The following is a 17617-nucleotide window of genomic DNA, read 5'->3' on the forward strand; positions in this document are numbered from 1 at the left end:
GAATCGCACCGACGCCAGCGCTTACCTGGCTTAAAAAGTTCAGCTCCCTTACCTGTTACGGACTCCGTTTCGTGGAGCTGACGGCTGGAGATCAACCCAGCACCGATATGGGATTTACTAAGGCGATATACCCGTTGTTACCCACTAATGAAAGCACTATCAGTTACGCTGCCTGTTCCGCCACGCGGTTACGCTACCTGTTCTGTAATGCTCTCATTGGTGGGCGCCCATTATTAATCACACCGGGCCAGTGCGTTACATTCTCGCAAACTCACCGTGAACCTCATTGCGGGCTTCACGAATAGCTAACTCAGCTTCATGAATATCATTGAATCTACCAATTAGCTTTGTTTTGCCATTAAGCTCTATTCTGACTCGCCATTTTCTCCGTGATGAATCCCAAGAAACACCTTTAACTCCACTGGTATTATCTGACCGCCTTTTTGAGTTACAGCTATTTTGTGAAGCTGTTGCGGCCCGCAAATTACTTGGATCATCATTACCAGGTATGTTGTCTTTATGATCAACATAATCAGGAATCCAGCCATATTCTAAATAGAAATTCAGAATGTGCCTGCGAACTGTGCGGCTATCACCATTCTTGGTTACTGTTGCGCAGCGGTAACCGTCTTTATCAATAGACCAATTGATTACCAAATCTTTGGCTATGTCGTATGCAGTCTTTTTATCCACACACCCTCCGAAATTCGTGACCCCGTTTTATTAATCACATCACGGGATAACAATGCGCCGAATTCTTTGATGAGGAATCGGAAGACCTCACTGGTGTTTGGCCGTTAGGCTACTGCCAGGAATTGCTCATCGTTTGCATTTATCTTTGTGGTCAGTTTCTAAAATGCCGCAAAGTCGCTAACGTGACGAAAACTGGAAAGAGCACTGACGAGCGTCGTCACAATTCCACATCAACCTTTCGCATCTGTGCTATTCGGGGGGCGCGGATTGCCGTCTGCCTAATGCCCTTACCGGATTTCGCCAATAAAAAAGCCCCGAGCTATTAACTCAGGGCTTTTGCCATACCAAGCCAGCATGCAGACTCTAAATATTATCTGCGGCCGGGTGGCCTGGACTTCAATTTGGGCTGCTCAGTTCGCTTTTGCTCCGAGCATACACAAAATGTACTACTTCGATTTCGCGATTGCAATGCTTTCGGAAAATATTTATTACTTAAGCCGCCAATTGAGGAAATTCATTCTCAATTTCACGCCTCATTGCGAAAAATATTTCCGAATCGAGCACGTTCTCGCACCAGACAACACGACGCCGACATGACTGCACATCCATTCCGGTGACATGGCTCATCAGCTTAGCGATATCTTGCGTGCAATTGCGGTGGCAATATCGCTTAATAGCTACATCGCGGACGGGGCTTTCACGGTGAAAGGTTTTAACCATTACGCGCTCAACAAACGCAGCATCATCTGATTCTTTGGCGAGAGCGATGATGTTGCTGAATGAAGATTGCGGGATGACCATCTCGCGAGCTTTCTGATACAGAGCATCGCCCCGCAAGCCTTCTTCCTCGTATAGCCGCATGACAACGTTTTCTATTTGCTTGGCCTTATCATCGCTCCACTGACTGCGAATCATCAGGCGTCCGATAACGTTGATAGCCCCGGCCGGCGAATCGTCACCTGCGTTTACTTTTCCCCATACCTGAAGCATGTAATGCACCCAAGCTTTCTGACGGGAGTTTATAGTTTTCTTCGGATGCTTCCATACGCGGCGGAAGTGAGCATCGTCGATGAAGTTGACCATGCCGAATATCGGAGTGTGTTTCACAATAGTTCTCCTTTAGGCCAGCTACCTTCTTGCTTGATGATGTATGGCTTATAGTCATCGCTCTTTGTTTCCTTATGTGCGAGATTACCTACCTCGTTGGTCTCGAACATTCCTAGCGGGAGATATTGACGAGGGAATACCTTATGCCATTTCCCATACTCAGTATTTTCACCGTCGCTGTATTTCACCGGTCCGCACGCGCTGCAAAGCTTCAATCCCTTTCGCTCTGGAGCATATGACCAGTCGTAATATTTTTCGAAAATCCCTACAAACCCCTGCGAAGATAGCGCTGTGTTTTCAACGCATCCGCAATTCTCACACTGGAATAGACTCATGCTGCATCGCCTCCCTCTGGCTTGTTGATGCCGAGTCGGTTTACCAGCTCCCGACGCATTTCCATCAGACGCTTCTCCGTCTCGTGAACGTTGTTGAGCTGCCACTCGATAGCCTCAAGCATCTCCTTATCCTTCTGGCGCTGCTGAGCTAATGCGATGTTTGTTACCGTCGTCATGCTGGCTCCCCTACCATTGAATCGAGTTGTCGCCTTAACATCTTCAGTGCACCGTCTGGGAATGGCTGACGCGCCAGTCCAGTGAATATTCCCTTCACCTTCCGGTCTCTAATCCGTGGCATTAAAGCGCTAACCGTTGCGCGTATGGCCGCGTTGATTTTGCGTCCGTCTTTCTGCGCGAGCTTTGCGGCTAACTCAACCGTCACTAACGCATCGAGATATTCCTCGCAGACCTCTCTGCTTATTTCGCTCATGCGGCCTCCTCGCGCGAATTGCGCAGGTCTTTTAGCTTCTGCTGATACTCCGCCTTAATCGCTTTGCACTCTTCGATAGTCCAGCGGTGGCGGTTGTGGTTGGACTCAATGTCTTCGACTTGCTCAATGCCAATGCGTCGGATCAGCTCAGCACGATATGGGACGATATTCCCGCTCTTGTGCTGATTGCATACCTGGCATTGCTTCCAGATTTGTCGAGGGTCGAACCTTAGCTGTGGTGCGGAGGCCGTTGTTCGATAATGGCCAGCGTCCCATTGAGCAGCGCTCATCGTTCCACACGAAACGCAGGGAAGGTCGCGGTCTCTTTCTCTGATGAAGGCGTTTACGGCTTGTTGGGCTTGTTTAATCCAGTAACTGCGGGGCTTTAAGGCGAGCTTTCGAATCTTGAGTCTGTCTTTCTGCTGCTGTTCTTCTCTTCGTCGTTTCTTCTCTGCTGCTTTGAGTGCTTTGTCTCGCTCCCTGTTTCGTCGCTCAAGCGCTATCTTTGCGCCACACTCGGGCCCACACCACCACTGGTTAGCGAATGCCGGGTGGAACCACTCTCTGCACTCTTCGTTTTTACAGCGCCTGCGAGGTGATTTAGCCATTAGCTTCCTCCTCTCTGATTTTTTTAATCGCAGCCTTCAGCTCGTCAACTTGCTGTGGCGTCCAGGCGTCGCGGAGGTTTTCGGCAACCCGCTTTAGCTGGTCGGCGCTATCCCTTGTCATCAAGCACACCTGTCGCCCGCTCTTCAGCCAAACATCAACTTGTTCAACCTTTTCCTTGTAGAGCCTTTCTGCCGCAAACATGGAAAGTTTTAGTAAAATGTCATAAAGCCACGTCATCATTACCCTCCGACACAAAATGATTCGGGTCTCTATACACAAGCCATTCGTTGATGCACTCGCCGCAGGCATATACCTCATCGGCATCCAGCTGCTTGCTGCATCCTGCGCAGAGAGCTCTGGCTATGCTCTGCTGCTCGTAGGTTTGGGTTTGGATGGGGTTAAGCATGTTTCCTCCTGGCGCGGCTACGCAACCACCGGACATCAGCAAGGTGGGCTGTATACGCGTACGTTGGGATTTGAGAGGGAGGTAATTCAGGTTTCTTCTTGCGGCGGGGTCGGACGATGAATATGCAGTTTTCCATTACAGCGACTATGCTGCTTTTTCGTTTTCGCATTTCAGCGCCTCCAGGCGTTTCCGGCCATACGCCATAAGCTCATCACGCTCAACGGTCGTCATTCGGCATTCGCCAGCGCGCGGCCATGGGTGCCAGATGATGAGCATTGAGCCTTTGTTGTTGCCATTGACCGGCTTGCCTGTGCTTGCGTTCAGAAATGAGAGCCGCCCGCCAGTTATAAACCTGACTTCATGCGCTGTCCTGATAGCCTCTTTGAACCACTGGACAGAGGTATCAGCAGGCAAAAGCATCACGCAGCCAACGCTGTGATCTGCATTCTCCTGCGCAGCTTTCTTAACAAAAGGCATTGGCGCGCTGTATGGCGGGTTCAGCCACGCGTAAGCCCGCCCAACTCCGATCGGCATCTTGGCAAGCCAATTCGCTTCGAGCGTGTTTTCCATTTCATCAATGAACCTGGTGCAAAGCGCATTACTTTGGCTTGCAGCTGCATCAAGGAAAAACGGGAACTCGCTCCGTAACGCCCGGTAGATTTCCGGCGGGGTTTGCCAGAGGTCTTTTATCTCAACTGGCGTGTTTGATTTGTCTGTCATGCTGCCACCTTCCTTCCTGTTCGCTTAGCCCACTCAATCGCTTCCTGAGCGTCCTCGCTCCACCTGACGCCTCTCTCTGCACCAAACGCGTAAATCAACTCCAGAAGCTCGCTGAATTCGCTAACGCGCATCTTTGAGGTCGACTGGCCGAGCACGACAAAGCCTCCGTTGATGCCTGGCGCTGAGCGCTGACCTTTAAGCGCTGCGGTGAAGATGTGTTTCCAGTCTTCGCTATCCAGCTTCGCGCCATGCCAGACGACCTGTTAAGACACATCGCGCAGGGTCGCCCAAAGCCGACGATTTTGGTCGAGGCTTCTGGTCCTTTCCTGAATGGTCACGATGAGAGGTCTTTCTGGGTCGGGGTAAAGCTGCTGGATAGCTCGGATGGCGTTCTGCTGGACTAGCGGGGTGCGGATTTCAAACGTTTGTTTCCTCATTTTTCACTCCTGCATACGGTACTGGAAGCGGCATGTAAGCCACTACAGGCGGCGCATCAAAATGGAAACGCCCTCCCACTACCTGGACTTCTTCGTGAATTTTTGCCACTGCAAAATCCCCATCGGAAAGCTGAACCAGCCATTTCCCTACGGGCATATTTTGTGCGCCATTGACGGGAATCCATATCCTCATCACTCCCCCTTAACTTTGAGACCGGCGTCACTGATAGCTTGCTTAACAAGAACCAACATCGCCCGCAGCTCTTCTAAACGCTCATTGCTAATAGTGCTCATGGTTAATCCTTGTGATGTTCGGTTGGGTCGGCTATACAGCAAGCTGCAACTGCATGTTGAACCGGTCTCTCTGCTCACAGTAATCGAGCGATCCGGGGCTGTTGTGTGACTCAATGCGCTCGACCATCAGTGCGGCGCGAGTCTCTTTCGATGCCGGGGCGTATGCACCAGACCAGGCCTTATCGATGCCAATGTTTCTGGCAACGTTAGTGCTGTCTGCGCTGGCCAGCGGCAACTTGGTGAAGATGCTCGGGTTAAGCATGCGCAGGCCATGGAGCTTAGCAATAGGCTGCCCGTAATCATCTGTGACATGACGAATCAGGTCTTTCATCCGCGCCACGGCGACATTTGGTCGCTTAACGTCATACTCACCACAACTGCCGATCGCAACCCGTGGATACTCATTGCAGAGACGAATGAACCGATCGTCACTTTCGTTCATGTGCCAGACAGGTACGCCGAAGAAATCGCCATGCGGCCACTCATCTAATAGCGCTTCGTTCTCTGACTCACCGCCGTCGATAACGTCAGGGATAATGGCGAAGTCAAAGCCAGGGTGATTCTTCCAGCGCGACACGAACTCGTAATAGTCGCTCCAGTCGATTTTGTTTTTGCCAGCAGCCTTCCATGCGGTGAACGCTCCGTTATCCAAAGCGAATGACTGGCAGTATTCGGCTGCAAGATTAATTTGTCCGGAGTGCGCGAAAGAGATGAAGGCATGCCGCCCTTTCCACGCCTTCAGCGCGCACGTATCCGGAGTTATAGGACCTCCGTGATAGTGAATCATCAGAATCCCCCTTTCTTATTCGGTTTGCGTTCGCGCTCTTCCCTGCGGAAACGCGCCTCTTGCTGGTCGATGTCGTAAATAATCCCGTTACGCTGCTCAACGTAAACGGTGCCTGTGTTGCCGTGGCGGTTGAGACGCAAAAGCAGCTCTGTTTCTGCCGGATTAACCGTGTCGTCATCCTCATTCTCACGATAGATACCGAGCCAGTAGTCACAGTCCTGCTCAATCTGGCCGGTAGAGCGTGAGTCGCTCGGCTGCGGTCGCTTATTGGCGCGAGCCTCGGAACCGCGGTTAAGCTGCGTCAGAAGCACGACAACGCAGTTAAGCTCTTTAGCCAGTACCTTGAGACCTTTGGTGATGATTCCGTACGCCTGAGACTCGGTATCCGCCTTCTCGGCAGCCATGAGCGTCAGGTAGTCGACAAGAACCATCCCCACCTCGCCACGCTCGCGCTTAATGCGGCGCGACTCGGAGACGATGTGAGCCAGAGACAGGCCCGGCGTGTCATCGATGTACAGATTGTTGCTGTCGGCAATCTGCGTACCCATGGCGAGTGCCTGGGCGAACTGGTTTTCGTTGTAGCCGTTCTGGTAAAACACATCCGACTTCACGCGGGAGTGCTGCGAGATGATTCGCTCTACCAGCTGCTCGGTCGGCATTTCGAGGCTGAATGCGAGGGTTGGCAGGTTTTCTACCAGTGCGCAGTGAATAGCCATTTTCTGGTAGACGGTGGTCTTTCCCATCTTTGGGCGCGCACCGACAACGAAAAGAGAGCCGCGCACGATTCGCTTGGGCTCCAGCATTTCGTCCAGCGCTTCAATTCCGGACGTCAGGCCTACCGATGACGGGTTACCTTCAAGTCGCTCACCAACCTGATAAGTCCATTTGTTGAACGCGTCCCTGAACGTCATCAGGCCGCGATGATTGCCGGTTTTGGCTTTGTCATCGACCTTCATCGCCAGCGCCTGAACGGCTTCCAGCTTCTGCGCGGTCGTCATCCCTGAACGCGAGTAGAGCACCTCAAGCATCTGCGTTGCCTGCTCGATTGCCATGCGCTCTGTCGATTTATCCTTCACGACATTGGCGTAGTGCATGACGTTAGCGGCGCTTGGCGTGTTGCGGGAAATGTCTGCCAGATAAGCAAAGCCGCCTACCTGTTCAAGCTCACCCTGCATTTCCAGTGCGTCAGACAGCGTCAGCATATCCAGCGCCTTGCCTTTGGCGTTCAGTCCCTGCAACGCTGCGAAGATTCTGCCGTGCTGCCTGCTGTAGAACATGTCCGCATTCAGGAAGCCGAGCACCTTCTGGACGTTGTCGCTGTCCGGGGCGACCATCACTGAGCCGAGAACGGCCTGTTCAGCTTCGTAGTTACATGGCGGGGTTTTGATGTCATCGGTCATCGCGATCACCCTCACGCACTTCGATGTAGAGCTTCGAGTTCAGGAAGCTGTCAAATTTCATGCGACGCCATGTCCTGCCGGTCTTCTGGTCAGGCCGGTCTTCCAGCATCCAGCGGCAGTTTTCGCTGATGTATTTCAGGTATCCCCTGAAGCCTTCCATGTCGAGAGGCTTGCCATCCAGATTGCGGGCGATCTTGTTCGCCTTGCCCCAGAAGGTGCGGATGAGGTTACGACGCTCATCAGTGAGGCATCTCCACCCCCTGGCTTCTGGCAATTCATCTTTCAGGCATTGCCAGACTTCTTCGCAGGAAATTTTTGGCTTCTGCACGACGGGCTTTTGATTCTGTTCTTCAGGCTCGTTTGCGACATACTCATTACCTTTAGGTAATGAGTTATTATTTATATTATTGTTTATGGACAAACGTTGGACATCGCTTGGACAAACAGCCCTGAGAGCCGCATTTTTACTGGTGTTTGCGTTGGACAAGTCTTGGACATTCGTTGGACAATTTTGAGCCTGAAAATCGTCATATTTTACGATGGTGATGAGGCTGAATTTCTTCTGCATCGACGTGACGGTAATCATCCCTTTAGCCTCAAAGCTTCGCAGGAGGCTCTTAACTTTGTTGTCGGGAATGAACGTTTCGCTGACCAGTGTCGGGCGACCTGTAATCATCTGCCCACGCTCAACGGTGACCGGTCCAACATCGGTGTTTACGACGGTATCCTCATGGTTTGCCTTGAGGATGAGATGCACCCAAAGATGCACGGCCTGAGAGTCCTTGTAGAGTCGGCTATCCATAAACTGGCGGTGTATAGAGACAAACCCCATACCGGCTGCCTCCTGCTGGTTTACGCGGCGTTCTTGCTGCCGGTAGTCTGCTAATTTAACGACGCCCATTCTTCACTCCTGCCTTAGCCAGTCGATAAACACCAATGAACCGTTCAGCGAACGATCTGTTATTGGCTGCCGCTACAACCAACCCGTCAGGTGATTCAGGGTGCCGAATCTCTTCTTTTTCCTGGTACTTCCTGCGTTTTCGCATTAAAATGTCTCCTGTTGATTGTGTTGGCGTAACACAGTTTGCTTAGGCCCTGAACGAGTTGCCGCTCGTTTGGGGCTTTTCATTTGTCAGTATCTTCGCTACCTGCTCAGCAAGCCGGGCCATCTCGTCATCCACGACACCCCATTCCAGCACGGCAAGTAACATCGAAAACTTCGGTATCCAGTCGCGTTTCCATCGACTGATTTGCGCTTTATCGACACCGACAGCTGCGGCTGTTTTCTCTGTGCCAATCATTGCGATCTTGTTAAGCAAGGCGCTCTCAATGCGTAACGCCTCGTTGCGTTTATTTGCGTGTTCCATCAATTAATCTTCCTTTGTTGTTTAGATAGATACGTGCGCAGACCGTGGGGTCTGCCACTTGGTTTTTGCTTACCCGGTTAGAGGTGAGCGGCCAGAACTGTTAAAGAGCGGGTACTGCTTAGGCGGCTTTGTTACTGGATGGAGGGAAAACATCATCCAAAGAACATTGGCACCCTAACTTCCTGAGGCCTTCTACGATCATTCGGCAATCGTTAAGCCCAGGAGTACGGATATTCAGCTCATAGTTGGCGATGCGGGATTGCCCCCAACCAATTGCCGAAGCTAGTACAGCTTGCGAAACTCCGATTTTTTTTCGCTGCTGGGCAATTTTGTTCATTGCGGTCTCCCTAGCATTAATCACACACCCATTACACACAATTTGTGATTAACAGTCAACCTCAATTCGTGTACAGAGTTCAATCACGTTGCGTGTTACATTTAAGGGATGAAAACGATGCATGAAATTATCGGGGAAAGGATTAAGTCCCTTAGAGAAGCTAAAGGACTTAGCCAGGCTCAATTGGCCAAGCTTTGCGGCTGGGCTGCGCCTTCACGCCTGGGAAACTATGAGTTAGGAACAAGAAAGGTTAGTGCAGATGATGCGCTGGTTCTTGGGGCTGCACTCGGCGTATCTCCGGCAAAAATAATGTTTGGCGAGGATTCCGACGCTGTATTTCGCCAATATGAGTACCCGTTATTTTCTTCAGTGCAAGCCGGGCCGTTTTCGGAGGTTGGAAGCTACACAGCCAGCGATGCAAAGGCATGGGTGCCAACAACCACAAAAGCCAGCGAAAAAGCTTTCTGGCTTGAGGTGAAAGGCCATTCTATGACTGCCCCGCAGGGCGTAAGGCCGAGCTTTCCTGAGGGTATGCTGATACTCGTTGATCCGGCCGAGCCGGTAGAGTCTGGGGATTTCTGCGTTGCCTCTGCAAATGGTGATTCAGAGGCAACGTTCAAGAAGTATGAGAAGGATGCAGGGGTTAGTTACCTGGTGCCTTTAAACCCGGCATACAGAACCCTGGATTGCGACCATAGCTGCCGCATCATAGGCAAGGTAGTTAAGGCGCAGTGGCCTGAAGAGACGTTTGGGTGATGAAACTACTTTTATCTACAATTTACAGGGCGGTAAACATTGGCAAAAATAGATGATTATCAGCCAAGCCAAGTAGAAGTTGATAAAGTACTTTATTGTAAAAAAATAGTTAACTTTTCTGGCGTTAAATGGAAACAGAAACCAAGTCGCTCTGATATGTGGCTACAAGCTCATATCATCCCCTTGGATGAGGATTGTATACCTATACAAGGGCTAAAGTTTGAACTGAAATGGAAACCAGATCAGGATTCAGAACCTGATGACCCGATTTCTTACCCTAAAATAAATATTATTGCTTTCTATCATAACAAGAGGGTTTTCGCGGTAGATACCTATCACTTTGACAAACACACGAATAGTTACAAGGTCGATCATCCGAAGTACCAAGATATCATTTACGGTGCTCACTACCATGTATACTATGAAGAAGCTGGATGCTATAGTGATAGAATAGCGTTTCCAATCGAAGATGACATAAACCCAGATGACCTGGTAGGGTATTGGAATTACTTCTGTAAACATCTGAACATAACTTACTCTGGGAGAATACCTTTACCACTTGAAGATGAGTCGGGGCAAATGGGGTTTGGAATATGATGTGCTCAACAGTGATCTCACAACTAGGTTTCGAATGCCATCCAATAGGCAAGACCTTGAGAATTATCAGTCCATTCACTTACTGTGATGATGGAGAGCATGTCGGTGCCTTTATCCGTGAAGTCAATGGTAGGTATTTAGTTAGTGATAGATGCGATGCCTTAATGAATATGGAGGCAAGAGGGATCTCGCTTACCAAAAAACGACTTGATGAGATACGACAATTACTGCTTAAAGAAGGCGCAGAGCTCAATGATCGAGGAGAAATCATTGCTTGGGCAACAGAAAAGGATGTCGGTGCGATTACATCGAACATAATTAGAGCTGGTATACTCGCATCAACTTTGTCGTTAGACTGGTATCAGCCAGTTCAAGCTGAAAAGTTTGAAAGTATGGTTATTGATTATCTATATCACACAGAGCTTAGAGACGCACTTTCTCTTCGTGAAAACGTATATGGCTTGAGTGGACATCAAATTACCGTCCCTGTAACAATAAAAACCGACATACCTAAATACGTTTTTACATCAAGCGTGAAACACGGAGGAAGCTGGAATAGTGCTTACTCATTGCTTGGGAAACTAATTGATCTTAAAGCATCAAGTGAGGAGTATAACAACAGATTTGTTGTTATAGACAGCGAAGCAATTGGTGACCAAATGCAACAACTCTCCTTACTCTTCCATGAATCAAGCCAAGTTCTACCATTCTCCAAAAGAGAGACTTGGGTTAAGAGACTTGCAGCATAATACAACCCGGCCACCGCGCCGGGTTTTTTATTGCCCACCCATAAAGCTATCCGCCATTCTGCCGATAACTATCCAGCCTGAAACTGATAATAATAACTATCGCAACACTACCTGCCCGCCCGTGCGGGCTTTTTTATTGCCCCTTCCGCACTAGTTCCGCCGCATCCCTGTTAGCTCCCTTTCCTATAACATTCCCCGTAACCCTCCTGTTGTGCTCCAACCTTTCCACAAGGTTATCTTTGGTTATAGGCACCTGAGCAGCGACCAAATCAACCACGGCAAGTCCTATCGCATTCAGAATTAAACCCGCCTTTTCGTCATCCATATAACCTCCACCGCTTACTTTTCAATCGATCCAGCATATCACACTACACCATGCGCGGGATTATGGAATGAAATCCAACCCTCTAAACTATTTACACAAAAAAATCATACACATATCGTGTCTCTTTAAATTTTTACACATTTTGTGATTGACCATTAAATCACAATATGTGACTATCATTTCCATCAGCAGGACGCTGAGACGCAACAAGGAACTGAGTGGCTGGCTCTTTAACATCGATGAACTCTCAACCTAACCGTTGAGACCAGAACCCAGGTGGTTTTGGAGATGGCGCGAATTGCAGCTCGCAGAAGCAACCAGAAGATAAGCATCTGGCGCGCCATGTACCTAAACCACTTAACCGGAGGTCAGCATGGCAACCATCATCTGGAAAGAAGCAAAAGGCACTGCCAAGAGCCGCTATAAAGCGCGCCGGGCCGCCAAGATTGAACAGGCGCAGCAAGACGCTTCTCTTGCTCGCCGAATCGAACAGAAGCTCTCTGGTTGCGTCAGAGCAGATAAAGCAGCATCACTCGGAAGCCTTCGCTGCAAGGAAGAAGATGAACGCAGTGGAAGTATTTGCCTGCCAAACGTAGCTCTTTACGCGGCAGGCTACCGGAAATCAAAACAACTGACAGCGAGGTAAGTGATGAATCAGACATACATTCCATCATGCTTGAGAAATCTGCCAAAGCAGAAAGCAAAGCCCCGCAAGCAAGCCATAAAGGACGCTAAGGCAGAGATTATTGATCAAGCAATACAATTGCTCAGGAAGGAGTTAAGAAGTGGCAAGCTCGAAGGAATGATGATGCCCTATCAGCGCGGATATCTATCGGCGATTAGCAAGTTGGAAGTATTGAAGAGTGAATTATGAACTATCTGGAATTTCCGGATGGTTCATTGTTTTGGCAGCAAGCCACTTATCTGAGGTGAGATATGGATGATGAAGTCAAATGCGACGTATGCGGCAAAGGGATTGCTGCGGTGGCCGTTTACAGCGGCGATGGCAATGAAGAGCTTTGCCACGAATGCTATCACGATATTTACGACATTGATGATGAATGCTCGCAAGCTAAAGCCATCGGCGAGGAGGAGTGAATGGAGTGGATTAAATGTAGCGAGCGGATGCCGGAAAATGATGATTACGTTTTGGCTGCAGATTTTAAAGGGCATTACACATCTTGCGAGCCTAACTATCAGATAGCGTGTTTCGGAGATTGGTTCAAAAACAACGAGCCATCATGGGATGACGGCGACGGTTTAGGTTTGAATCTCAAGACCGTCACCCACTGGATGCCACTCCCTGCCCCGCCAGCTGAATAGCAGCCGATAGCCGACATCTGAATAGGAGAATTAAATGGGACGTAAATTTAAAGTTTGGCTGGATTCCGGTGCAAACATCCATTCGAAATATGAGCAAGTTGTCGACCTTGAGGATGACTTAGGGATTAGCGATGAAGAGTGGGAGAAAACGGATGATGAAGGAAAGAATGAGGTTATGAAGGAAATTGCATGGGAGCGCATGGATTGGGGCTTTGAAGAAATCTAGCAGCCGATAGCCGATTCATGGAGTCGGTTATCTGATGCAATCCGCATCATAACCAAGACAGGAGACGAAGACCTGTTCTGGTTATTGGAGAAACCCTCATTATCCCCTGAAGTTGTTCGCCCTCTCCGGAGGGCTTTTTTTCGCCTGCATATCAACAAGGCTGCTTATTAGCGCGGCCTTTTCGCTATGCCAATTAACCAAGGATAACACCATGCAACAGTTCGCTTTTGCAGGGTGGCCTGTTGTGGGCTGCTCTGAATCGCTACTCGACCTCATCACCCGCCGCATGCGCGGTATCTGCAAAACGCTTAAGGAGCTGACATGTACGGCAATCAAACAGTAAACCATCAGGCCCTTATGGCCGCGCAGAGCAAGGCGGTTATCGCCCGATTCCTGGGTGATGCCGGGATGTGGCTGCAGGCCAATAAGCAGATGAAGCAGGCAGTGAGCATGCCCTGGTACCGGAGGCCGCAATGACAACTCCAGTTCGCGAATGGTCGGATGATGCCTTTATCCGCCTCATGAAAGATTTGATGAAACCGCAACCGAAACCACAGGAGCAGAAGCAATGAGACTGAGCCTGACAGATGTTAAAGAAGTTGAGCAAATTATCGCCGCGCTGGACGCGACGGATAACGAACGCATCAGCGATGAAGTTGAGCGTCTGGCTAAGAAAGCCAACCCGTTTATTTCGGCTCTGGCGGCGACGGATGCAGATGAGCATACAACTGACGCCATCAACTACCTCGAAGGCCATAGCATCGCGTTTCAGGACGCCTCTGAGGGTTGGTGGATTGATGCGCTGACCGAGCGCGTTACCGCCGAGTACGCGATCGGCATCTTTAAGCAGCGGCATTCACACAGGGAGGCAGCGTAATGGCAAGCCCGGTTGTTAATCAGGTATACGAGCTTATAAATCCACTGAAGGTTGAGTTCGAACAGGTATGTGCTGAACCTTCAATAAACTTCAAGCGTGAGTCAGAGTTCGCGATGCAGATATTCGCCAATAACGACTATCTCGCCAAGACTGCAATGAATAACACGACCAGTACCCGCAGCGCGATCATGAACGTTGCGGCGATTGGCATCACGCTTAACCCGGCGCAGAAGCTGGCCTATCTGGTTCCACGGAAAGGAGCCATTTGCCTCGACATAAGCTACATGGGGCTAATGCATATTGCCCAGCAGTCAGGGGCAATTAAGTGGTGCCAGTCAGCAATCGTCCGTAAAAATGACCAGTTCCGCCGGGAGGGTCTCGATAAGCCGCCGGTTCACATCTATAGCGAGTTTGACACCAAAGAGCAGCGCGGAGAGGTTGTCGGCGCTTATGTTGTTGTGAAAACGGACGATGGCGACTATCTGACGCACACCATGCGCATTGAAGACATTTATTCAATACGTGACCGGTCTGAAGCATGGAAGAAGTACAAAACTGACAACAGCAAAAAATGCCCGTGGGTAACCGATGAAGAGCAGATGATGCTCAAGACTGTAGTGAAGCAGGCTGCCAAATACTGGCCGCGCCGTGAGCGACTCGATGCAGCAATTGACTATGTTAATACCGAGGGAGAGGAAGGTATTAACTTCGCCGCTGAAAGGCAGCCTGAGCGCGATATCACCCCGGCAGATATTGCCACCATCAAAGAAATTAACGATGTACTCATCGCCATGAATAAAACGTGGGATGACGACCTGCTGCCTCTTTGTTCGAAAATATTCCGCCGCGAAATTCGCGATTCCTCTGAACTTACCCAAATCGAAGCCGTTAAGGCGCTCGGATTCCTCAGGCAAAAGGCGGCAGCATGACTCCAGAACTCATCCTTGAGCGCACAGGGATAGATGTGCTCACGGTTGAACAGGGAGATGAGGCGTGGCAGAGGCTGCGCCTTGGAGTTATCACCGCATCAGATGTTCATAACGTCATATCAAAGCCACGATCAGGTAAAAAATGGCCGGACATGAAGATGTCTTACTTCCACACCCTTCTCGCTGAGGTGTGTACCGGCGTAGCTCCTGAAGTTAACGCCAGGGCTCTGGCATGGGGCAAGCAATACGAGGATGACGCAAGAGCCCTGTTTGAATTCACTGTCGGCGTTCAGGTAACCGAGTCGCCGATTATCTACAAAGACGAAACCATGCGCACTGCATGCTCACCGGACGGGCTTTGCAGTGATGGCCGGGGGCTTGAGCTTAAGTGCCCTTTCACTTCTCGCGACTTCATGAAATTCCGCATCGGCGGATTTGAAGCCATTAAGTCGGCCTACATGGCTCAGGTGCAGTTCAGCATGTGGGTAACCGGCAAGGATGCCTGGTACTTTTCGAATTATGACCCGCGCATGAAGCGCGAAGGACTTCATCATGTCGTTGTCGAGCGTGATGAAAAGTACATGGAAGACTTCACGGAAGCGGTGCCAGAGTTCATCGAAAAAATGGACATGGCGCTGGCAGAAATTGGCTTTACCTTCGGCGAACAATGGAGGTGAGATGCCAGCAGAACCATTCAAAAAACGTCGTGGCAATCAGCAAACGCTGGGCCGCAACTGGACTACCAAAGAGTTAAACCTCATCAAATCACTGGCTGGCACCGTCCACCCCAAAACTATCGCCCGCCAGTTAAACCGCTCATACGAATCTATCCGCCAGATGGCAAAGCGCGAGCACATTAGCCTGCGTCGCGTTTAATCGTGCGCCACGGACGGCGCGAGGAAAAATCCATGATTACACATGACCCGCTTATCACACCAAGCGAGCTGGCCGCTCGCGTCAAATCTCAGCCGATGCCGAGCCGCGAAGAATTGATGAAACGCAACAGCTTCGGATCTGTGAATAACAACAAATACCTCAACCGCTGGCTGCGTCAGGGCGGTGCGGCATGACCGACACAGCAAAACTGAAAGCGGCTGCTGAGAAAGCACGCTGGGGCGATTGGTCTGCGTATAAGCCGCATAGTGGAGCGCGCGGATACGAGGTGCGCGTTGGTAGTGAGGCAGTTGCGCAGCATTGCCTGAAAGACGACGCAGCGTTTATTGCTGAAGCAAGCCCAAAGGCTGTTCTCTGCCTGATAGCAGCGCTGGAAGCCAAGGACGCGCAGATTGCGGAGCTTTTAGAGAAACAGCGCCTGATAGATATCTGCCAGGGGCAAGGGCTTGAGCATCGAATTGCGGCAGAGAGACGCGCTGAGGCCGCAGAGAAGCGCGTAGCCGAGCTTGAGGCGCGGACGTTTAAGCTCCCCGAGTCAGTCATTGATTCAATCTGCCTCACCGCTGCGGAGATTCACAATCTGGGACGTGGCGTAAGCGATGAGCGCGCGCAGGATATTATTGACTCAATTCGCTGCGCGGCTGGCATCAATCTTGAGACAGGGGGTGAGTGATGGCGGAGCGCTGGATAGTTTACCTGATTATTGGTTTCATCGCCCTGGCGGCAACGCCTGTGTCTATGGCTGCGGCCAAGATTGATGTCCCTGTCTGGGCGCTGATTGCAGGACACGTCGGCTCAATGATTTCCGGGGTTATGGCAGCAGAACTATCGCGTAAAGGGGGTGAAGCGTGAGCGAAATCAGCAAAGAAGCGCTGGCGGCAGCCTGCGCAGAGAAGGTCAAGCAGCTTGAGTTTTCGGTTAAACAGAGCGCGTTTGATTCAGTCCGGCGGGAGCTTGAGACCGAATTAGCAATCGCGCGTGTAGCACTGCTGGCGCTGCGGGAGCGGGCGGAGCCTGTTGGCGAAGTAGTTGACCAGCCTGACGGGCTTGTCATGGATGGCACGGTTCACCTTGGCGGGAGTGGAACCCACCGCGCGATTAAGGGGCTGAACAAAATGAAGCGAATGCCTCTTGGAACGAAGTTTTACACCGCACCGACCGCGCCGGTTGTGCCTGATGTAGAAAGGATGAAAGAAATCTACTCACTTTTCTGTACTCCAACAACAGGCAGCGACAACGCAATGGTGGCCATTCATAAAGCCTGCCGCGCCGCCATGCTCGCCACACCGTCGGGCAAGAAGGAGTGAAGTCGGATATAGAATACTGACGAAGGCGTCAATTTCCTTTTGATTTCATATCTTTAACAACTTTCACCGGTTCATATTCTAGGCCAATGTGTTACGCTCATATTTTAAACAGCAATGAGGTTAATATGAGCGATATGACATTCAATCCGTGCCCTTTCTGCAACTCAACCCCTGCATCAATCAAGGATACTGGCGCGGAAACGCCCATTTATTCTGCGAGCAGAGATTACTTTGACGTGGTTTGTAAAACGCAAGGATGTGAAATAGAAGGCCGCGCCATTTTCAACAAAGCATGGCAAATGGTCTCGCATGACAGGGATTTTACTAAAGAGGCGATAGCTAACAATTGGGTGTGATGTGCAAGGGAATTGACAGCCCGCCAACCTCAATTTACTGTATATAAATACAGTTATTTTGGGGTGCGTCATGAGCAAAGACTCGGACTATCTGATTATCTATCGCGGCGAGATACATCACCGCATTACGCCCGGTAGATGGGTGCTCATACAGCGAGCGAAGGAGTACGGTGGCGGGTGGTGGCTAGGGAAAGCCTACGATGATGTGTTCATGCTTGAGTTTGAGCGGCCTACGTCAATGGCTGTGGCGACGGAGTACATCATGTCGCATGGAAGGATGCAGACATTCCCGCCGTGGGATGACAATTTTGAGTTAACACCATGACCCGCTACGGCGGGTTTTTTATTGGAGAAAT

General features: G+C 50.4%; 32 protein-coding genes and 1 pseudogene. 18 read left to right on the forward strand and 15 right to left on the reverse strand.

From position 1 onward, the window contains the following. Positions 1 to 255 precede the first annotated feature (255 nt). The 15 genes and pseudogenes from G9X48_RS11840 to G9X48_RS11910 all read right to left on the reverse strand — a co-directional run bounded on the left by G9X48_RS11840 (position 256) and on the right by G9X48_RS11910 (position 8922). Positions 256 to 693: an HNH endonuclease gene (locus G9X48_RS11840; protein WP_124760317.1), complete on the reverse strand. Its 438-nt coding sequence runs from the start codon at positions 691 to 693 to the stop codon at positions 256 to 258. Positions 694 to 1185: 492 nt separating this feature from the next. Beyond that, on the reverse strand, positions 1186 to 1800 hold the full coding sequence (locus G9X48_RS11845) for a hypothetical protein (RefSeq protein WP_166499942.1): 615 nt from the start codon (positions 1798 to 1800) through the stop codon (positions 1186 to 1188). Positions 1801 to 2131: 331 nt separating this feature from the next. Further along, positions 2132 to 2311, reverse strand: a complete 180-nt coding sequence (locus G9X48_RS11850) for a hypothetical protein (protein WP_012125414.1) — start codon at positions 2309 to 2311, stop codon at positions 2132 to 2134. A gap of 250 nt (positions 2312 to 2561) precedes the next feature. Beyond that, positions 2562 to 3173 (reverse strand): recombination protein NinG, encoded by a 612-nt coding sequence (locus G9X48_RS11855; RefSeq protein ID WP_166499943.1) that lies wholly within the window; start codon positions 3171 to 3173, stop codon positions 2562 to 2564. Continuing rightward, a complete protein-coding gene (locus G9X48_RS11860) occupies positions 3166 to 3414 on the reverse strand; it encodes a hypothetical protein (protein WP_131824860.1) in 249 nt (82 codons plus the stop codon). The genes G9X48_RS11855 and G9X48_RS11860 overlap by 8 nt, the downstream gene beginning before the upstream one ends. After that, positions 3395 to 3580 carry a protein NinF gene (locus G9X48_RS11865; protein ID WP_029039639.1) on the reverse strand — a complete coding sequence of 62 codons (186 nt, stop codon included), beginning with the start codon at positions 3578 to 3580 and terminating at the stop codon, positions 3395 to 3397. Before G9X48_RS11865 ends, G9X48_RS11860 begins: the two co-directional genes overlap by 20 nt. Then, on the reverse strand, positions 3573 to 3749 hold the full coding sequence (locus tag G9X48_RS11870; RefSeq protein WP_097648249.1) for a NinE family protein: 177 nt from the start codon (positions 3747 to 3749) through the stop codon (positions 3573 to 3575). Before G9X48_RS11870 ends, G9X48_RS11865 begins: the two co-directional genes overlap by 8 nt. Next, positions 3725 to 4300 carry a phage N-6-adenine-methyltransferase gene (locus tag G9X48_RS11875; RefSeq protein WP_166499944.1) on the reverse strand — a complete coding sequence of 192 codons (576 nt, stop codon included), beginning with the start codon at positions 4298 to 4300 and terminating at the stop codon, positions 3725 to 3727. The genes G9X48_RS11870 and G9X48_RS11875 overlap by 25 nt, the downstream gene beginning before the upstream one ends. Then, positions 4297 to 4737, reverse strand: a pseudogene (locus G9X48_RS11880) (recombination protein NinB). The gene G9X48_RS11875 and the pseudogene G9X48_RS11880 overlap by 4 nt, the downstream one beginning before the upstream one ends. Continuing rightward, positions 4718 to 4930 carry a hypothetical protein gene (locus G9X48_RS11885; protein ID WP_118929486.1) on the reverse strand — a complete coding sequence of 71 codons (213 nt, stop codon included), beginning with the start codon at positions 4928 to 4930 and terminating at the stop codon, positions 4718 to 4720. The pseudogene G9X48_RS11880 and the gene G9X48_RS11885 overlap by 20 nt, the downstream one beginning before the upstream one ends. Positions 4931 to 5062: 132 nt before the next feature. Beyond that, positions 5063 to 5818: a hypothetical protein gene (locus tag G9X48_RS11890; RefSeq protein WP_161582093.1), complete on the reverse strand. Its 756-nt coding sequence runs from the start codon at positions 5816 to 5818 to the stop codon at positions 5063 to 5065. After that, complete coding sequence (locus tag G9X48_RS11895; protein ID WP_166499945.1) at positions 5818 to 7218, reverse strand: DnaB-like helicase C-terminal domain-containing protein; 1401 nt, start codon at positions 7216 to 7218, stop codon at positions 5818 to 5820. The genes G9X48_RS11890 and G9X48_RS11895 overlap by 1 nt, the downstream gene beginning before the upstream one ends. Next, positions 7208 to 8119, reverse strand: a complete 912-nt coding sequence (locus tag G9X48_RS11900; RefSeq protein WP_166499946.1) for a DNA replication protein — start codon at positions 8117 to 8119, stop codon at positions 7208 to 7210. Before G9X48_RS11900 ends, G9X48_RS11895 begins: the two co-directional genes overlap by 11 nt. A gap of 187 nt (positions 8120 to 8306) precedes the next feature. Continuing rightward, a complete protein-coding gene (locus G9X48_RS11905) occupies positions 8307 to 8585 on the reverse strand; it encodes a lambda phage CII family protein (protein ID WP_044599878.1) in 279 nt (92 codons plus the stop codon). A gap of 118 nt (positions 8586 to 8703) precedes the next feature. Continuing rightward, entirely contained in the window at positions 8704 to 8922 is a 219-nt protein-coding gene (locus G9X48_RS11910; protein WP_001033078.1) for a helix-turn-helix transcriptional regulator, read from the reverse strand. Between the two features lie 108 nt (positions 8923 to 9030). Here G9X48_RS11910 and G9X48_RS11915 point away from each other — a divergent pair, with 108 nt between their 5' ends. The 18 genes from G9X48_RS11915 to G9X48_RS12000 all read left to right on the forward strand — a co-directional run bounded on the left by G9X48_RS11915 (position 9031) and on the right by G9X48_RS12000 (position 17261). Further along, entirely contained in the window at positions 9031 to 9678 is a 648-nt protein-coding gene (locus G9X48_RS11915; RefSeq protein ID WP_001299796.1) for a LexA family transcriptional regulator, read from the forward strand. 39 nt (positions 9679 to 9717) lie between these two features. After that, positions 9718 to 10275, forward strand: coding sequence for a hypothetical protein (locus G9X48_RS11920; RefSeq protein WP_166499947.1), 558 nt, complete (start codon positions 9718 to 9720; stop codon positions 10273 to 10275). Next, positions 10272 to 11024, forward strand: a complete 753-nt coding sequence (locus G9X48_RS11925) for a DUF1828 domain-containing protein (RefSeq protein WP_053294712.1) — start codon at positions 10272 to 10274, stop codon at positions 11022 to 11024. Before G9X48_RS11920 ends, G9X48_RS11925 begins: the two co-directional genes overlap by 4 nt. 698 nt (positions 11025 to 11722) lie before the next feature. After that, positions 11723 to 11995, forward strand: a complete 273-nt coding sequence (locus tag G9X48_RS11930) for a hypothetical protein (protein WP_124813664.1) — start codon at positions 11723 to 11725, stop codon at positions 11993 to 11995. 290 nt (positions 11996 to 12285) lie between these two features. Beyond that, positions 12286 to 12447, forward strand: coding sequence for a hypothetical protein (locus G9X48_RS11935; RefSeq protein ID WP_166499948.1), 162 nt, complete (start codon positions 12286 to 12288; stop codon positions 12445 to 12447). Next, entirely contained in the window at positions 12448 to 12672 is a 225-nt protein-coding gene (locus tag G9X48_RS11940; RefSeq protein ID WP_080781005.1) for a DUF551 domain-containing protein, read from the forward strand. A gap of 34 nt (positions 12673 to 12706) precedes the next feature. Next, on the forward strand, positions 12707 to 12898 hold the full coding sequence (locus G9X48_RS11945; protein WP_166499949.1) for a hypothetical protein: 192 nt from the start codon (positions 12707 to 12709) through the stop codon (positions 12896 to 12898). A gap of 211 nt (positions 12899 to 13109) precedes the next feature. Next, positions 13110 to 13241: a protease FtsH-inhibitory lysogeny factor CIII gene (locus G9X48_RS11950; RefSeq protein ID WP_029464155.1), complete on the forward strand. Its 132-nt coding sequence runs from the start codon at positions 13110 to 13112 to the stop codon at positions 13239 to 13241. Continuing rightward, positions 13220 to 13375 carry a host cell division inhibitory peptide Kil gene (locus G9X48_RS11955; RefSeq protein WP_007706457.1) on the forward strand — a complete coding sequence of 52 codons (156 nt, stop codon included), beginning with the start codon at positions 13220 to 13222 and terminating at the stop codon, positions 13373 to 13375. Before G9X48_RS11950 ends, G9X48_RS11955 begins: the two co-directional genes overlap by 22 nt. Before the next feature lie 91 nt (positions 13376 to 13466). Further along, positions 13467 to 13775 (forward strand): hypothetical protein, encoded by a 309-nt coding sequence (locus tag G9X48_RS11960; protein ID WP_118929492.1) that lies wholly within the window; start codon positions 13467 to 13469, stop codon positions 13773 to 13775. Then, positions 13775 to 14704: a recombinase RecT gene (locus G9X48_RS11965; protein WP_105514305.1), complete on the forward strand. Its 930-nt coding sequence runs from the start codon at positions 13775 to 13777 to the stop codon at positions 14702 to 14704. The genes G9X48_RS11960 and G9X48_RS11965 overlap by 1 nt, the downstream gene beginning before the upstream one ends. After that, positions 14701 to 15381, forward strand: coding sequence for a lambda exonuclease family protein (locus G9X48_RS11970; RefSeq protein ID WP_166499950.1), 681 nt, complete (start codon positions 14701 to 14703; stop codon positions 15379 to 15381). The genes G9X48_RS11965 and G9X48_RS11970 overlap by 4 nt, the downstream gene beginning before the upstream one ends. Position 15382: 1 nt before the next feature. Then, positions 15383 to 15580, forward strand: coding sequence for a hypothetical protein (locus tag G9X48_RS11975; protein WP_105514301.1), 198 nt, complete (start codon positions 15383 to 15385; stop codon positions 15578 to 15580). 32 nt (positions 15581 to 15612) lie between these two features. Beyond that, positions 15613 to 15774: a DUF2737 family protein gene (locus G9X48_RS11980; protein WP_072011523.1), complete on the forward strand. Its 162-nt coding sequence runs from the start codon at positions 15613 to 15615 to the stop codon at positions 15772 to 15774. Further along, on the forward strand, positions 15771 to 16271 hold the full coding sequence (locus tag G9X48_RS21285; protein WP_208091281.1) for an ead/Ea22-like family protein: 501 nt from the start codon (positions 15771 to 15773) through the stop codon (positions 16269 to 16271). The genes G9X48_RS11980 and G9X48_RS21285 overlap by 4 nt, the downstream gene beginning before the upstream one ends. Beyond that, entirely contained in the window at positions 16271 to 16450 is a 180-nt protein-coding gene (locus G9X48_RS11990) for a hypothetical protein (RefSeq protein WP_110811091.1), read from the forward strand. Before G9X48_RS21285 ends, G9X48_RS11990 begins: the two co-directional genes overlap by 1 nt. Further along, positions 16447 to 16905 (forward strand): hypothetical protein, encoded by a 459-nt coding sequence (locus tag G9X48_RS21645; protein WP_166499951.1) that lies wholly within the window; start codon positions 16447 to 16449, stop codon positions 16903 to 16905. The genes G9X48_RS11990 and G9X48_RS21645 overlap by 4 nt, the downstream gene beginning before the upstream one ends. Before the next feature lie 125 nt (positions 16906 to 17030). Next, the gene (locus tag G9X48_RS12000; RefSeq protein ID WP_161576606.1) at positions 17031 to 17261 is read left to right on the forward strand and encodes a hypothetical protein; all 231 of its coding nucleotides are present in this window, start codon (positions 17031 to 17033) and stop codon (positions 17259 to 17261) included. Positions 17262 to 17617 lie beyond the last annotated feature (356 nt).

The sequence above is a fragment of the Cronobacter sp. HA18006 genome (genome assembly GCF_011605445.1).
GTDB lineage: Bacteria > Pseudomonadota > Gammaproteobacteria > Enterobacterales > Enterobacteriaceae > Cronobacter > Cronobacter sakazakii.

Coding starts and splice junctions, on each gene's coding strand:
- G9X48_RS11875 (WP_166499944.1), bottom strand. CDS start 4,300: ATGACAGACAAATCAAACACGCCAGTTGAGATAAAAGACCTCTGGCAA.
- G9X48_RS11905 (WP_044599878.1), bottom strand. CDS start 8,585: ATGGAACACGCAAATAAACGCAACGAGGCGTTACGCATTGAGAGCGCC.
- G9X48_RS12000 (WP_161576606.1), top strand. CDS start 17,031: ATGAGCGATATGACATTCAATCCGTGCCCTTTCTGCAACTCAACCCCT.
- G9X48_RS11960 (WP_118929492.1), top strand. CDS start 13,467: ATGAGACTGAGCCTGACAGATGTTAAAGAAGTTGAGCAAATTATCGCC.
- G9X48_RS11915 (WP_001299796.1), top strand. CDS start 9,031: ATGAAAACGATGCATGAAATTATCGGGGAAAGGATTAAGTCCCTTAGA.
- G9X48_RS11865 (WP_029039639.1), bottom strand. CDS start 3,580: ATGCTTAACCCCATCCAAACCCAAACCTACGAGCAGCAGAGCATAGCC.
- G9X48_RS11940 (WP_080781005.1), top strand. CDS start 12,448: ATGGAGTGGATTAAATGTAGCGAGCGGATGCCGGAAAATGATGATTAC.
- G9X48_RS11850 (WP_012125414.1), bottom strand. CDS start 2,311: ATGACGACGGTAACAAACATCGCATTAGCTCAGCAGCGCCAGAAGGAT.
- G9X48_RS11970 (WP_166499950.1), top strand. CDS start 14,701: ATGACTCCAGAACTCATCCTTGAGCGCACAGGGATAGATGTGCTCACG.
- G9X48_RS11990 (WP_110811091.1), top strand. CDS start 16,271: ATGGCGGAGCGCTGGATAGTTTACCTGATTATTGGTTTCATCGCCCTG.
- G9X48_RS11925 (WP_053294712.1), top strand. CDS start 10,272: ATGATGTGCTCAACAGTGATCTCACAACTAGGTTTCGAATGCCATCCA.
- G9X48_RS11855 (WP_166499943.1), bottom strand. CDS start 3,173: ATGGCTAAATCACCTCGCAGGCGCTGTAAAAACGAAGAGTGCAGAGAG.
- G9X48_RS21285 (WP_208091281.1), top strand. CDS start 15,771: ATGACCGACACAGCAAAACTGAAAGCGGCTGCTGAGAAAGCACGCTGG.
- G9X48_RS11930 (WP_124813664.1), top strand. CDS start 11,723: ATGGCAACCATCATCTGGAAAGAAGCAAAAGGCACTGCCAAGAGCCGC.
- G9X48_RS11910 (WP_001033078.1), bottom strand. CDS start 8,922: ATGAACAAAATTGCCCAGCAGCGAAAAAAAATCGGAGTTTCGCAAGCT.
- G9X48_RS11950 (WP_029464155.1), top strand. CDS start 13,110: ATGCAACAGTTCGCTTTTGCAGGGTGGCCTGTTGTGGGCTGCTCTGAA.
- G9X48_RS11860 (WP_131824860.1), bottom strand. CDS start 3,414: ATGATGACGTGGCTTTATGACATTTTACTAAAACTTTCCATGTTTGCG.
- G9X48_RS11900 (WP_166499946.1), bottom strand. CDS start 8,119: ATGGGCGTCGTTAAATTAGCAGACTACCGGCAGCAAGAACGCCGCGTA.
- G9X48_RS11890 (WP_161582093.1), bottom strand. CDS start 5,818: ATGATTCACTATCACGGAGGTCCTATAACTCCGGATACGTGCGCGCTG.
- G9X48_RS11885 (WP_118929486.1), bottom strand. CDS start 4,930: ATGAGGATATGGATTCCCGTCAATGGCGCACAAAATATGCCCGTAGGG.
- G9X48_RS11935 (WP_166499948.1), top strand. CDS start 12,286: ATGGATGATGAAGTCAAATGCGACGTATGCGGCAAAGGGATTGCTGCG.
- G9X48_RS11895 (WP_166499945.1), bottom strand. CDS start 7,218: ATGACCGATGACATCAAAACCCCGCCATGTAACTACGAAGCTGAACAG.
- G9X48_RS11945 (WP_166499949.1), top strand. CDS start 12,707: ATGGGACGTAAATTTAAAGTTTGGCTGGATTCCGGTGCAAACATCCAT.
- G9X48_RS11955 (WP_007706457.1), top strand. CDS start 13,220: ATGTACGGCAATCAAACAGTAAACCATCAGGCCCTTATGGCCGCGCAG.
- G9X48_RS11870 (WP_097648249.1), bottom strand. CDS start 3,749: ATGCGAAAACGAAAAAGCAGCATAGTCGCTGTAATGGAAAACTGCATA.
- G9X48_RS11975 (WP_105514301.1), top strand. CDS start 15,383: ATGCCAGCAGAACCATTCAAAAAACGTCGTGGCAATCAGCAAACGCTG.
- G9X48_RS11965 (WP_105514305.1), top strand. CDS start 13,775: ATGGCAAGCCCGGTTGTTAATCAGGTATACGAGCTTATAAATCCACTG.
- G9X48_RS11980 (WP_072011523.1), top strand. CDS start 15,613: ATGATTACACATGACCCGCTTATCACACCAAGCGAGCTGGCCGCTCGC.